Here is a 15,146-nt window from a genome sequence, read left to right as displayed (position 1 = left end):
CTTTTATTTTATAGCTGGATTCACACTTGAAATCAGCTGTTTCATGTAATAATAATTTCCTTCAACTGTATAGTAATCAGTAGAAGCATTATAAAGTCCGACGGCTGCTACTTTAGTACCATTATGAGTAGCAGGTGCCCAATTCATTAATCCTTGAACAGCTAGTGAACCATTCTTGAAATATCCGACTTCTTTATTGGGATCATTAAGTGAGACAGCCATAACAATCATTCCCAAACGATCATCCGGAATATTTTCTACCATAGCTAATGAAAGAATATATGAAAACTCATTTTCATTTGTAGCTTTTTTTCCTGATAACAGAATGGAAACACAATCATCCAACAGAGAAGAATCTATCAGATTTTGCGGCTTACCTTCATAAGTTATCATCTTTTCAGGATTCCGAGTATGCCAATCGTTAATAATCTGTATAAATGCAGTTTCATTCTCCGTATATTCTTTCAATTCATTGGGACGCATGTGCAATCTGGACTTACCTGCATAACCAATGCAAATTCCATCATAACGATATTTATCTGCCAACGATAAAGAATATTCTAAAGAATCGGTCAGAAAGCCAATAAAATCTTCAGATATCGGCTCTTCTTCCGTTGCAAGTTCTAATTTTTCATTATAAGCCTTCTTTATTGATTCAAAATCAATGGAATATATTACTTTGGTCGCTTTATTTTCACGAACAGACTCCATATCCTCCAACTCCCAGGTTGCCAAATTATCCGGATACATCAGACTCACAATATCAATACTATCTGGTAAATCTGTGATGTGATGCGCACGACTATAAGGCGCTTTTTCTGAGTTATCAAACCAAGTATAAACCAACGTATGCTCTGATTTCTTATACTCACACAAATTCCGCAAATACTCAGCATAAAGCTCCGGATTTTGTTCTGCAATATCTGCCTTCTTGAGTTCAATACTTTCTACATCAGTCCAATCACTGCAAGATGACAATAAAGCCAATGCCAGTATAGAAAGCCCGCCTCTCAATATACTGTTTTTTATATATTTCTTCATATTATAGTTCATTTCTATGTATTATACCAAATTATTTAGACGACTTACAATCCCACCAAATATGGGTTGCCATCGTATCCCCCTTCTTATTACTTGATTCCTTAGTTAATGCAGAAACAGCTGCATTCAGGTTATCACCATTCTCACGATACTCATCAGCAGGATAAGGTAAACGACGTGCTCCCTCAGCATCATTCACTATCCCATCGCTCAAATTATGCATAGCCGGCATCAACTTAGGATAATTTGTACGACGATATTCTGACCATGCTTCCATTGTATTCGGGAATATAGCAATCCACTTCTGAGTAATGATTCTTTCTAAATTAGTTTCAAAGCCATCCCTATCATCCCAAGCAACAGTAATCGTAGAGTTAATAGAACCAGAATAATCATACTTCTGTCCATTTTCTCCTTTCAGCGGATCCTTATAAGCTATAGGTAATCCCGTAGAAGTCAGATAAGTGCTCGCACCTGATACCCCACGTTCCTCAAAAGAAAGAGCCACAGCTTCTTCGTACAAAGCTTTCGCTGTTCCACCCATATTCCACCCGCGGAGAGCACCTTCTGCCCGTAAAAAAGTAACTTCCGAAGCAGGGAAAATAAGCATCTTGTCACTCACGGTAACTTTCATACAAGAATAACCATGGGACCAAGAGTTAAACTGTCCTTGCCTAATACCACGACGCAAACCAACATAATCTTCCGCACCTTTATAAGTGTTCCCTGATTCTGTAGCAAACGTAGATTTGTTATAATAAACTTCACGACGGGGATCATCATACCCATTCATGTAACAAATCAAATCGGCAGAGATACGAGCATCTCCCCAGTTTGGCATAAAGCGCTCCCACGGATTATGATCTACAATTTTGTGATAAGCTCCATCTGCATTCACCGTCATCACACCCATTTCTGAATTTACAGCTTCTTCTGCTTTCTGCTTTGCCAAACTCTCATTGACATATACGATACGCATAGCCATGCGAAGTTTTATTGAATTAGCAAACTTAGCCCACGCTTTCGTATTACCATCATAAATACGGTCTCCACTGGAATTAAAGTTTTGAGCCGAATAAGTAGTAAGCACTTCTATAATATCATCCAAATCAGCAAACATCTTCGTATAAACTTGCTCTTGAGAATCATAAGCTGACTTCAAGGCATTGTTCACACCTACCTGAGAATATGGAATCGGTCCATAAGTATCGGTCACACGTAGCATTGTACAAATACGATAAAGTTCGGCCAATGCCAAATATACCTCATCCTCACATTGCTCTTTCAGTTGAAAATAATTGGGATAAAATTTATCATAAAAGTCAGCAAAAGGTATTCTCAACCAAGCCTCAGACGGATTGTAAGTAGCAAAACGACCCGACCAGCCAGTACCCAAATTAGAGTCGGCCACATAACCGGAAAATCCACCAGGCATCAGACAATCTACATACTGAGAAAAATTTTCTTGTTCGGGCATCATCACATCTTGCATGTTTAGTAACAGTGCACTAAACAAATAGTCGTCCGGTAACATTTCATTCAAATCTGGTTCATGAGGATTCTTATTATAATCTATAAAATCTCCTGTACAAGATACACTACTGAACAATATTGCTCCCGCAGCCATGAATTTTGCTATAGTACTATTTATTTTCATATCACTTCAATGTTTTAGAATTTAAGTTTCAGGTTGAATCCCACGCTACGCAAACTCGGCATCATGAAATAATCCACACCTTGATAATAGTTATTGCTAGTAGAAGCCACAGCTTCCGGATCAAAAGGAGCTTTACTATAAATCATCCATAAGTTGCGTCCTACTAATGAAATAGTAATATCCATTACGTTTTTCAATTTAGCTCTAGGAATAGTATAACTGACAGATGCTTCTTGTAAACGTAGATTTGTAGCACTATAAGTATATAATTGCGGGATACCGCTGTCAGCTCCTACTGTCGTGTACCACTTTTCCGCATCAACTACGTCTCCGCCATTGATTATCACGCCACCATTGTCACGCGCAAAGGCTGAAGCTTCAGATACACCATTAGCATCAAGAGTAGCTTGTGTAGCCGAATAAACGATACCACCCAAACGAGCTGTCAGCAAGAAACCAAAACCAAAATTCTTATATTGAAAATCATTACGCCATGCCATATTAGCTTTCGGAAATACAGAACCAAGTTTAATTCCATCTTTCAGACTTTCAGTCTTAACAGCCCCATTGGCATCCACATAAATATTATTGTTCGCATCACGCTTCAAATCAGACATAGAATAGAGATCCCCCAAAGAGCCACCTTCTTTTAATATAAAGTGAGCATTTGACAATCCTTTCATATCCAATTGCGTCTTAGAAATAACCTCACCAGTCACCGGATGTACATACCCGTCAATCAAGCTAAGAATTTTATTCTTATTGGCACTGAACGTATAGTTCGAGTTCCAGGTAAATTTATTCCAAGTATTCTTATAGCCTAAAGAAAGTTCGACACCACGATTGCGGACATTACCAGTCTGTGCATAGAAAGTACTATAACCTCCAGTAGGTAATTCCTGTGTATCCATGGTCTGATTATAAGTCTTAGTATTGTAGAATGAAATATCCAAGTTAAAGTGTCCTAAGAAACGAGCTGTAAGACCTACTTCCCAAGAATCGGTACGTTCAGGCTTCAAATCGTACAAAGGATAAGCTGATTTTGTACTATATTTGCCCGTAGAACTATCCCATTCAAATGTAGGATAAGCCAGAAAACGTTTGAACGGCAAGCCTACAGATGCCCATGAAGCACGTAATTTAAGGTAAGAAATACTTTCCGGCAAAGTGAATATCTCAGATAAAAGAACAGAAGCACCCACTGAAGGATAAAAGAAAGATTTCTGTACTGACTTAGGACCTGCCAATTGTGAAGGCCAGTCATTACGTCCGGTCAATGTCAGATAGTAAGCATTTTTATACCCCACTTCCGCGGAAGCAAAAATAGACTGTGTTTGTTCACGATAACCTGTTTCTTCACGCTTAGTAGTCTGTTTATCCAACTGAGTTATCGAGAAGTAGTTAGCCAAACCATCAGCAGGGATAGGACCTTTTACTCCCATCGCTTCAGAACGAGTGTCTGAATAAGAAGCACCAATATTAGCGGTCAGCCCCCAATCTTCTCCAAAACGTTTATTAATATTAATCAGGAAATCGGCATAGGCTTGCTTGTCACGCGTATTAACCACACCATAATAACCATTCTCAGAGCCTTCGGCAATAGTCGGTTCTGTTGAAGCATAATATTTCTGAGTATAAGTATTCATAGAATTGTCAATACGTACACGCCCGGCTACGTTCAACCAATCCAAGATATCATAAGATAAAGAAGCACTCAGCATATAACGGTCTTTATCGTTCTCACGCAAATTACGATAGTTAATCCAGTAAGGATTTTGCAAGCGGTATGAACCACCACCTTGCGGCCAATATTGCGTATATAATTTACGAACTGGATCATAACGTTCAAACATTTTATATTCTTCCCAATCATTGCCACGTGGAAACAAATAGGCTGAAGCCACCGGATTTGCATAAATACCCTGGTTAGTCATATTACGGTCTTTCTGCATAATATATTGCGCACCTACATCCAATTTCATCTTATCGTTCAAGAACTGGGTAGTATTACGGAACGTGAAATTGTAACGTTCATATTTATTATTGGGCACAATACCGCGAGAGTTAACCGCAGCAGCCGACAAATAAGTCTGATTGTGTTCCGAACCTGTAGAAAGTGAAACGGTTTCCGTACCGATAATACCTGTCTGGAAATAATCATCCTTCGGATTATAACCATAACGGTTACTTGAGTTCAAACGAGAGCCCCAGCTTCCATCAGTACCTGACGTGCCATACCAATCCTGGAACTTAGGCATCACAAAGGGATTCAGCATTTCAGTGTTACTGGACACAGACAAAGAAACACGTCCCGCGGCACCCTTCTTAGTAGTGATAACAATAGCACCATTGGATGCATTACTACCATACAAAGCCGCAGCCGCAGCACCGGACAATACAGACATTGATTCGATGTCATCCGGGTTGATATCGGCGATAGCCTCTGTTGTACCTTGTGAATCGAACTCACTTTCACCACCGGCAGAGCTCAAATTGTACATAGGAATACCATCAATAACATAAAGTGCATTAGAAGACTGTTCAATACCTCTGGATCCACGCATCACCACTTTACTGGCACCACCAACACCGGAAGAAGAAGCATTAATATTCAAACCGGCAACCTTACCGTTCAGCGAATTAATAAAGTTGGCGTCTTTCACAGCCAAAGCGGACTCTGCGTCTACCTGAGTTACATTGTAGCTCAATGCCTTTTCCGCACGTTTGATACCGAGAGCTGTTACCACCACCTCTTCTATCAGCTGTGAATCAGTTTCCATCATCAGATTGATAGCGGCCTGTCCTTTCACTGCAATTTCCTGTGGCTTATAGCCGATGTAGGAGAACTGAATAACAGGATTAGCCGCAGTAGTAGTCAGTGTAAAGTTACCATCGATATCAGTGATACAGCCATCAGTAGTGCCTTTCACCAACACATTCACACCAATCAGAGGGCCCATATCATCGGATACTACTCCGGTAATGGTCCGTTCTTTACCTTGCTGATTACCTTCTTGCGGTGCAGCAGACTTCTCTGAAAGATAAACAATATTATCTTCTACTTTAAAAGAAATGTTTTTTCCTTTCAAGATAGCATTCAAGGCATCTTCTATAGATGCGTTCTTCACTTTGACATTCTCTACTGCCATAGTAGCGAGCTTGTCGTCATAGAAAAATTGATACTTAGATTGAGATTTGATCTGTTCGATAACTGTACCTAACGTCGTACGAGAGACATTCAAATTCAGTTGGGCAAAGGTCCACTGAACGGATACAGTCATGAAGAACAAGACTAATAAAGCTCGTAGAAATTTCGAACTTTGAAAAGCATGATTGTTGTTCATAAACAAAGTTTAAAGGTTACACATTGGTTAATTTTAATCGACCGGGAGATTCTATTTTCTGGTCGTTGTATATAAAACAACGACCACAGAAAATACACTTACTACAAAATGATATTTTTTTTCATTAAATGAAAAAGGGAATAGTTTTATTTCCTATTCCCTTCTTCATTACATTATTAACTTCAGTTTTTTATTTCTTTTTTATTTCATTGGAGAAAGAATACGGGTAATCTTCCGCCTGTGTTCCTCGTTGTAAATTAGGTTTGCTACCCATATCAAATTTCAAGACACCGCCCTTTAGCAGATCTCCATGCTTCAGATAATTCTTCGTATACGTGTTTCCATCCAAGCGAAGCGATTCGATGTACATATTTTCAGAACTATTATTAGCAGCATCGATCACCAATGAATTACCATTTTCAAAATGAAGCGTTGCTTTTTTAAACAAGGGAGCACCCAAGACATACTCATCGGTTCCCGGACAAACGGGATAGAAACCTAATGCTGAGAATACATACCAGGCAGAAGTCTGCCCGTTATCTTCATCTCCACAATAGCCGTCGGGACCGGGCGTGTACATGCGATTCATCACCTGACGCAACCAATACTGAGCTTTCCAGGGCTGACCGGCATAATTATACATGTAAATCATGTGCTGTATCGGTTGGTTGCCATGAGCATAATTACCCATATTCATCACTGTCATCTCACGTATTTCATGGATTACCTGGCCATAGTAGCTGTCATCGAATAAAGGAGGAACGATAAATACCGAATCCAACATTTCAACAAAGACTTTTTCACCACCCATCAGATCAATCAAACCTTGAGGATCGTGGAATACAGACCAGGAATAATGCCAGCTGTTTCCTTCCGTAAAGGCATCTCCCCACTTCAAGGGTGAGAAAGGAGCCTGGAACTGTCCATCCTTATTGCGTCCACGCATCAACAGGCTTTCCTTATCGAACACATTTTTATAATTCATAGCACGGTCAGCAAAAAGCTTCAGTTCCTTCTTCGGACGGTTCAGGGCTTTTGCCATCCGGTAGATGCACCAGTCGTCATAGGCATATTCCAAAGTGCGGGCAGTGTTCTCATTGATTTTCACATCGTAAGGAACATATCCCAATTCATTATAGTATTCATAACCGAGGCGACCGGTAGAAGAAACTTCCGGATGCACATTCTTTGTTCCGTGGATAAGACCTTCGTACAAGGTAGTTACATCATCCACTTTAACACCTTTCAGATAAGCGTCGGCAAGTACAGAAGCGGAGTTATTACCGATCATACACCCGCGATGTCCCGGACTTGCCCATTCGGGGAAGAAGCCACTTTCCTTATACGTATTGATAAGACCTTCCTGTATCTGTTTGTTTACTGAAGGGTACATCAGGTTGAGGAAAGGGAACAGACAACGGAAAGTATCCCAAAAGCCTGTATCAGTATACATATATCCGGGCAAAACTTCTCCGTTATAAGGACTGTAGTGAACTGGATTTCCAGCCTCGTCAAACTCAAAGAAAGCACGCGGGAAGAGTACTGAACGGTACAAGCAGGAATAGAAAGTGCGATACTGATCAAGGTTACCTCCATCCACTTCTATTTTTCCCAATACCTGATTCCAGGCATCTTGTCCTTTCTGAACCAAAGTTTCAAAACTGTCACTCCCCAGCTCTTTCAGATTTCTGTCTGCTTGCTCAAAACTGATAAAGGAAGAAGCCACACGGGCATGTACTATTTCTCCCTTACGGGTTTTGAAACCGATGATGGCTCCCGCATGTCCTGCTGTTTGTTCACTCTGGTTTTCAACCAAAGCACCGTCAGCAACAGAAGCCTGATAACTGAAAGGCTTATCAAATTCTACAACGAAATAGTTCTTGAAGTTATCAGGAACTCCACCGCTGTTACGGGTGGTGTATCCGATTATCTTATTCTGCTCAGGAATGATCTTAATATAAGAGCCTTTATCAAAAGCATCTACTACAACATATGAATTCTCGTTCTCAGGGAAAGTAAAACGGAACAAAACGGCACGTTCAGTGGGGGTAAACTCTGTCACAACATCATGTTCGGCAAGATACACCTTATAATAATAAGGTAACGCGACCTCTCCTTTGTGTGAGAACCAACTGGCACGTTTGTCTTCATCAAACTCTGGTTTGCCTGTTACAGGCATGATGGAGAACTGACCGTAATCATTAATCCACGGACTGGGCTGGTGGGTCTGCTTGAAACCACGAATCTTATTAGCAGTATATACATATTGCCAGCCATCTCCCATCTTTCCGGTCTGCGGAGTCCAGAAATTCATACCCCAAGGGCGTGCGATAGCCGGATATGTATTTCCCGTAGAAAGTTCAAAAGAAGACAATGTCCCCATCAGCGGGTTGACGTATTGCGTAAAATCTTTGGCTTGAGCCCAGAGAGCACAGCCTAAACAGCAAATCGATAAAAGCAGTTTCCTCATATTATTATGTTTTAAGATTATATACTTCCGATTTTTACCTATTTCTTTGAAGACAGAAATACACTATTTCCCACAATTTTATATTCAATGGGAAGCGCATTCGTACTCTTAATCAGATTCAGAGTCTCCTCTACACTATCTTTCTTCTTTAATGTACCGGAATATGTCTTTGTAGCATCCATATCAGGCGCCAGAATAATCTTCACCCCATAAGAATTCTCCAAAGTACGGGCAATCGTAAATATGTCAGCCTTTTCAAAGACAAACTGATTATTATGCCAGTTTTCAATGCCTGTATCCACCTGTTTCACTACCAGACGGCGAGTTACAGCATTCAATTCCGCTTTTTGTCCCGGAGCCAATACGATCATGCCTTCTTCGTGATTACCTTTCACTTCAATCTCTCCCTTTATCAGTGTAGCTACCGCAGAACGGTTAGTCTTGTCACTCTTTAAGTTGAAGACTGTTCCCAAAACTCTTACCTGCATGGCTTCACTGCGCACTATAAAAGGTTTCGCCGTATTTCTCTTTACTTCAAAATAGGCTTCCCCTTCTATATATACATTCCTTCCCTTTTCTGAGAATTCACGTGGATACTTTAAAGTAGTATGTTTGTTCAGCCAAACCTTAGTGCCATCAGGCAACATTAATTCTTTCACTTCATCACGGGCAGTGACGGCAACCAATTTGCTCTCTTCACTTTGTGACTGATAAATATGATAACTCAAACCGGATATAAAAAAGATACCTATGAACATAGCGGCATACCGCATCCAGGCATTCAATCTTCTCACCTTATTTCGTTTAGCTTCTTCTTGTGCCAGCCGTTTGAACAGCTGCTTTTCAGCTTTTTCTATCTTCTTTTCATCCGCAAATTCTTCACTCTTTCCCAGATGATATATCTGCTCTATCCTGAACAATTCACGAGCGTTACCGTCCGATTCGTCCAGCCATGCATTTACCTTACAGAGCTCTTCTTCAGAGCATTCCCCCATAAGGAATTTGGCCATCAATTCTTCATCCAACTTATTCATTCCTTCCTTCATCATACTATTAAAACAACCGTTTCGCTAAAAACACTTATACCTTACCTAATAAAAACAGGACTAACATAAAGTTCAGGTAACCCAACCTCTCACGCAGAAACTTCAAGGCTTTATACATATGAGCCTCCACGGTCCGCAATGATATCCCCATAGTATCTGCTATTTCCTTATTCTTCATATCATGCAGATAGCTGAGTCTAAAGACCGTCTTACACTTATCCGGCAATTCATTTATAGCCTCGGAGAGTTCCTTTCTGAGTTCACGGTCTTCTATCCTCTTCACGACATCATTACTGTCCGGCTGATAAAACTCTATTCTTTTCTGGTTGATCTCCGTCACTACAGCTTCATAAGTATTCTTGATATCCCGGTGCTTCAGTACATTCAAAGCACGGGTATACACCGCCCGATACAGAAATGCCTGTATCTGCTCTCCTACCGTTATCGTATCTTTCCGCCGCCACAATTCTACAAATACATCTTGTACTACGTCCTCCGCTTCTTCATCACCCACGATGCGCGTGGCATAGAAAAGCAGATTGGCGTAGTACTTACGGAAAAGGAGTTTATAAGTCAGGTCAAAGTTATCACTCATAATCCCACAATTATATTATCTGGCACCATCCATCACTCTATCACCCTATCACTCTATCTCATACCACACTTTACCCGGTTTATTCCCCATCTCAAATTCAAAGATAGAACCATTCATTATTTGCTCATGCGTGATATAACTTTTATCATAAGGTTTTCCGTCGAGCTTTACCGACTGGATATAAATATTCTCTTTGCTGACAGCCGGTGCCAATATCGTAAATGTTTTACCGTTAGCCAGATGCATCTTCATCTCAGGATACATGGGAGTACCTATCTCATATTTGCCGCTAATCGGGTCTACCGGATAGAATCCCATTGCACTGAACACATACCAGGCAGACATCTGACCACAATCTTCATTCCCACACAAACCGGCAGGTGTATTCTTATATAATTCATGCATCACCTCAGCTGCATACTTCTGAGTCTTCCAAGGTTGCCCTATGGCATTAAACAAATAAATGACATGGTGGCTCGGTTCATTACCATGTGCATACTGCCCAATCATTCCAGTACTGAAAATAGGCAGATCTTCATCCGCAGAAGGATTGTAAGTGAACATACTATCCAGTTTCTGGGTAAAACGTTCCTTACCTCCAACCAGACTGATCAGCCCATCAACGTCTTGTTGTACAGACCAGAAATATTGCCAGCCGTTACTTTCGCAAATATGCGGAGTATAATCATCCGGACTGAAGTTCTCAATGAAGGTTCCTTTGTTATTCCGCGGTTGCATGAAGGTTGTCTGAGAATTATACACATTCTTATAATTCAGAGAACGCTTATAAAATTCATCTGCTATTTGCTTTTCGCCCAGTTTCTCCGCCATACGGGCAATGCAATAATCATCGTAAGCGTATTCCAGGGTTTTAGAAAGTGACCAGTTCTCTGAATTATAGTGATCCGTTACATCATAAGGCACATAACCATATTTTTTATATAATCCTATTCCACGATATTCATCAATATTGGCTGTAGCTACACATGCGGCTAAAGCTTTCTTCGGATCAAAATCCCCAATCCCTTTCAAGTAAGCATCCACTATGACGGGAACTGCATGATAACCTATCATCATATCCGTTTCACTTCCATAGAAATTCCATACCGGAAGACGTCCGTTCTGTTCGGAAAAGGCTAGAAAGGATTTTACCATATCATTTACACGCTGTGGTTCGATATAGGTATAAAGGGGATGAGCGGCACGGTAGGTATCCCATAATGAGAAAGTACTGTAATTGGTCCATCCGTCTGCCTGATGCACTTGCTTATCAGGACCATAATAGGCACCATCCACATCGCTATAAATAGTCGGAGCCAGCATGGAATGATAAAGGGCTGTATAGAACTTGACTTTCTCGTCAATGTCATTGCTCTTGATTTCTACTTTGGAAAGTTGCTCGTTCCAGTTCTTACGGGTAGCAGCCAGATACTTGTCAAAATCGTCTGCCGGAGCTTCAGCAGCAAGATTGCGTGCTGCGCCTTCCATACTTACCCCCGAAATAGCTGTAGTGACAAGAATCTGTTCCCCCGCACTTGTGTGGAAATCAAAACGGGCAATAGCAGAGCTACCTATACGCTTACCGTCTTTGATGACAGCAGCAGTATCTAACTGCACGGATGCAAACGGTTTAGAAAAACGGGTACGGAAATAAATGTGCTGGTCGCGTGCCCAACCGTCAGAAAAACGGTATCCTTGAATAGTTACCGAATCGACTACCTCAATGCGGGTATCATTCGTAAAGTCCCAGTTCATAGCTTTCCGCAAATTGAGGAATATGGCTGCGTCCGCTTCAGGAAAAGTATAACGCTGAATGCCACAACGCTCGGTTGCTGTCAGTTCCACGTTGATATCATAATCTTTCAGCCGCACCTGATAATATCCGGCACTGGCTGTTTCTTCATCATGGGAAAATAAAGAGTGAATGCCCAACGGCGCATCTGCTTCTTTATAAGGCAGAGTCACGGGCATAAAAGATATATCATATAAATCACCGGCTCCCGTACCCGAAAGATGAGTGTGGCTGAAACCTGCAATCGTGCTGTCCGGATAGAAATAACCGGAGATGCGATCCCAGCCGGGAAGACCATTATCGGGGCTTAACTGCACCATACCGAACGGTGCCTGCGCTCCGGGATAAGTATTTCCTGTAAAATCGGTACCAATAAAAGGATTGACGTACTCTGTTGCATAACACTCTGTTTCCGCATCCGGTTGTTGGGATACACACGCTGAAAAAGAGAAAAGAAGCAAAATCCAAAAAGATAATTCTGATAGTTTCATAATATTACATAGTTAACGTATGTATGGAACAACTCAGCGCAAAGAAACACTTAGCAGTTTTTAAAATAAATTCATAGTGCGAACAAATATAGTCAGAAAATTCCAATTAATTTATAACTTTGCCGCAAAAAGCGACATGGGCTATACGACTTATCTCTTTGACTTTGATTACACGCTCGCAGACTCTTCTCGCGGCATTGTTACTTGCTTTCGCAATGTGCTCAATAAACATGGTTATACAAATGTGACCGATGAAGACATTAAACGCACCATCGGGAAAACATTGGAAGAATCTTTTTCTATCCTGACGGGAGTGACGGATGAAGAGCAGCTGGCCGGTTTTAAAAGTGAATACAGGAAAGAAGCGGACACCCACATGACAATAAACACCGTGCTTTTTCTGGAAACCAAGTCTGTACTGCTGGCCTTGAAAGATGCGGGTGCATTCATAGGTATCATCTCCACCAAATACCGTTACCGAATTAAGGAAATGCTCGACCAACATTTCCCCGGCAGTTTCTTCAATATCATTGTCGGCGGAGAAGATGTACAAACGGCCAAACCTTCGCCCGAAGGTTTGCTACTTGCCATAAAACAATTACACGTCACCAAAGCTGAAACCCTCTATATTGGTGACAGTACAGTAGATGCTGCCACAGCCAAAGCTGCAGGTGTAGACTTTGCAGGTGTAACCCATGGAGTAACTACCACCGAAGAATTAGCCAAATACCCACACTGGAAGATCATGAGTTCACTGGAAGAACTACTGGAAAATGACGAGCAACCGACCCATGATAAACAATCTGCTGACAACGAGGATTCGACTGCCAATAAAGTGATACCTCAACCTCCTGTTGTCAGTACGCCTGCAGTTCCGGCTGTTTCCGCTTCTCCCATTTCTCCTGCTCCCCGCAGAAGAAAGATGATCAATATTTGGCAAATACTGATTTTGGCAATATTGCTATGGCTGTCTTTTGAAGAAGGCGGAGACAGTGATGTTTTCATGTATTGTTTCATACTGGTGCTCTGGTACATTCTCAGCAAACGCAGGGTGCTCCCTAACCGGGTTTTGGAATTTATCTCACCTTGGTGGTCTCCTTGCAAAGCACGACTTCGCGCTCTCCACATCAAGATGGTGCGCGGAAAGGAAATCCCTCCCATCAGCGAGGAAGGTAATATCTGCCTGAATTGTGATACCGTCTATACGGGCAGCTATTGCAACCGTTGCGGTCAAAGCCGGAACACTCCCCGCTACCGCTTCAGTAATGCATTCAGAAATATATTGGGAGGATTCACCAATATTGATAATGGCTTTGGTCGAACACTTCTGGATTTACTCTACCGCCCGGGATACATGATCAGAGACTTCATTGCCGGCAAACGAATCTTATACTTCCGCCCCTTCCAGACACTATTTGTACTTGCCGCCCTTTACATCATGGCCGTGCAACTGGTAGATCCTGAAGCCTTGAAAGAGAAAAAGGGAAAGTCTCCGGAAGCTCAAAGGCAAGAAATAGTCGCTGCACGTGAACAATTACAAAAACGTATAGAAACAGCAACAGACCCGACTACCCAAAATATCCTGAATAAAACGATAGAAGGTCTGGATAAGAAACTGGAAAATCTGGAAACAGAAGATTCTACGGACATCCGGAAGAATAATCTGATAGCTGCACGTGAGCTATTGAAGAAACAGATGAAAAATACCAAGAAACCAGACCAAAAGGAGGTTTTGGCCCAAACAATAAAAGAACTGAATCAGGATCTGGAAAAACTGGAAACCCAAAACACCTTTAAAAAGGATAACATCACCCTCCAAATAAATGGTGATGAAGATGACGAACTCATAGATGAACTTCTGGAAGGTGGGTCATCAGTATTTAATAAGCTTGAAAAAGCCATTCACAATACACCTTTTCTGGAAAAAGTATGGAACTTACTGAAAAGTTGGGGCCATGGTAACAAGGCATTCCGCATTATCGCCACATTACCCCTCTTTGCTCTGGCAACGCTCATGGCTTTCCGTCGGAAAAAGAACAAACTGCGTTACAATCTGACAGAACATGTCTTTATACAGGCTTATATTGCTTGTCAGATACTCTTGCTCAGTATCATAGTGCTTCCTTTCAACGGCAGTGCACAGGTAGGCGATTTATACGAATTGCCCATACTATTCATCTTTGCCCTCTTCTGCCTGGATTATAAGCAACTGTATGGATATACCTGGTGGAGAAGTTTCTGGACTACAATACTGATGTTCTTCTATAGTTTGATACTGCTTATTATCTTTGCCATTATTGTAATGGCACTGATAGTTGCGGCGGTTTATATACTAAAGCCGCTTTTGTAGTTTTTCAGGCAAATCCGGTCCGCATCAAAATAGGACCCGAACCGTACCTGCTCCGTAGCAAATTCGTTTAAAGGTACCTCTAACCGAATTTGCTACGGAGCAGGTACGGAGCAGATACGGAGCAAACAGGTCTCAAGTATGTTTTATATACACTCCGCTTTCTACAAAAGAGCATTTTATTACTGATTATCAAAAGGTTACAAACCATCCATTTTCTGTTTACAAGAAGTTAAGAGTTTGTCAACAGGAAGTTAACTTCTTGTCAACAAACTCTTAACTTCTTGTAAGCGGGAAACTACTACCGTTCCGCTTTCCTTACACAACATGGAGCTAAACCATTTTTTCCGCAAAAAGAAGATG

Annotated in this window: 8 protein-coding genes; 1 reads left to right on the top strand and 7 read right to left on the bottom strand. The window is 41.3% G+C overall.

Features of this window, described 5'->3' with window-relative positions:
• Positions 1 to 3: 3 nt before the first annotated feature.
• The 7 genes from K6V21_RS12265 to K6V21_RS12235 all read right to left on the bottom strand — a co-directional run bounded on the left by K6V21_RS12265 (position 4) and on the right by K6V21_RS12235 (position 12,436).
• Positions 4 to 1,041: a glycoside hydrolase family 18 gene (locus tag K6V21_RS12265; protein ID WP_224321940.1), complete on the bottom strand. Its 1,038-nt coding sequence runs from the start codon at positions 1,039 to 1,041 to the stop codon at positions 4 to 6.
• A gap of 31 nt (positions 1,042 to 1,072) precedes the next feature.
• Positions 1,073 to 2,698, bottom strand: a complete 1,626-nt coding sequence (locus K6V21_RS12260; RefSeq protein ID WP_224321939.1) for a SusD/RagB family nutrient-binding outer membrane lipoprotein — start codon at positions 2,696 to 2,698, stop codon at positions 1,073 to 1,075.
• 14 nt (positions 2,699 to 2,712) lie between these two features.
• Positions 2,713 to 6,042: a SusC/RagA family TonB-linked outer membrane protein gene (locus K6V21_RS12255; RefSeq protein WP_224321938.1), complete on the bottom strand. Its 3,330-nt coding sequence runs from the start codon at positions 6,040 to 6,042 to the stop codon at positions 2,713 to 2,715.
• Positions 6,043 to 6,232: 190 nt separating this feature from the next.
• Positions 6,233 to 8,512, bottom strand: coding sequence for a GH92 family glycosyl hydrolase (locus K6V21_RS12250; RefSeq protein ID WP_224321937.1), 2,280 nt, complete (start codon positions 8,510 to 8,512; stop codon positions 6,233 to 6,235).
• 38 nt (positions 8,513 to 8,550) lie between these two features.
• The gene (locus K6V21_RS12245) at positions 8,551 to 9,561 is read right to left on the bottom strand and encodes a FecR family protein (RefSeq protein ID WP_224321936.1); all 1,011 of its coding nucleotides are present in this window, start codon (positions 9,559 to 9,561) and stop codon (positions 8,551 to 8,553) included.
• Between the two features lie 31 nt (positions 9,562 to 9,592).
• Complete coding sequence (locus tag K6V21_RS12240) at positions 9,593 to 10,153, bottom strand: RNA polymerase sigma-70 factor (protein ID WP_007212720.1); 561 nt, start codon at positions 10,151 to 10,153, stop codon at positions 9,593 to 9,595.
• A 48-nt stretch (positions 10,154 to 10,201) separates the two neighbouring features.
• Positions 10,202 to 12,436, bottom strand: a complete 2,235-nt coding sequence (locus tag K6V21_RS12235; RefSeq protein WP_224321935.1) for a GH92 family glycosyl hydrolase — start codon at positions 12,434 to 12,436, stop codon at positions 10,202 to 10,204.
• Positions 12,437 to 12,572: 136 nt separating this feature from the next.
• On the opposite strand from K6V21_RS12235, the gene K6V21_RS12230 reads away from it, so the two are divergent.
• Entirely contained in the window at positions 12,573 to 14,786 is a 2,214-nt protein-coding gene (locus tag K6V21_RS12230) for an HAD-IA family hydrolase (RefSeq protein WP_224322034.1), read from the top strand.
• Positions 14,787 to 15,146 lie beyond the last annotated feature (360 nt).

This window comes from Bacteroides cellulosilyticus, assembly GCF_020091405.1.
Lineage (GTDB): Bacteria > Bacteroidota > Bacteroidia > Bacteroidales > Bacteroidaceae > Bacteroides.
Note: the sequence above shows the minus strand (reverse complement) of the source record. Positions and strands in the feature narration are given on the sequence as shown.

What these genes read in the sequence shown, in the direction of transcription:
- K6V21_RS12265 (WP_224321940.1), bottom strand. Translation starts at nt 1,041, where the DNA reads ATGAAGAAATATATAAAAAACAGTATATTGAGAGGCGGGCTTTCTATA.
- K6V21_RS12260 (WP_224321939.1), bottom strand. Translation starts at nt 2,698, where the DNA reads ATGAAAATAAATAGTACTATAGCAAAATTCATGGCTGCGGGAGCAATA.
- K6V21_RS12255 (WP_224321938.1), bottom strand. Translation starts at nt 6,042, where the DNA reads ATGAACAACAATCATGCTTTTCAAAGTTCGAAATTTCTACGAGCTTTA.
- K6V21_RS12250 (WP_224321937.1), bottom strand. Translation starts at nt 8,512, where the DNA reads ATGAGGAAACTGCTTTTATCGATTTGCTGTTTAGGCTGTGCTCTCTGG.
- K6V21_RS12245 (WP_224321936.1), bottom strand. Translation starts at nt 9,561, where the DNA reads ATGATGAAGGAAGGAATGAATAAGTTGGATGAAGAATTGATGGCCAAA.
- K6V21_RS12240 (WP_007212720.1), bottom strand. Translation starts at nt 10,153, where the DNA reads ATGAGTGATAACTTTGACCTGACTTATAAACTCCTTTTCCGTAAGTAC.
- K6V21_RS12235 (WP_224321935.1), bottom strand. Translation starts at nt 12,436, where the DNA reads ATGAAACTATCAGAATTATCTTTTTGGATTTTGCTTCTTTTCTCTTTT.
- K6V21_RS12230 (WP_224322034.1), top strand. Translation starts at nt 12,573, where the DNA reads ATGGGCTATACGACTTATCTCTTTGACTTTGATTACACGCTCGCAGAC.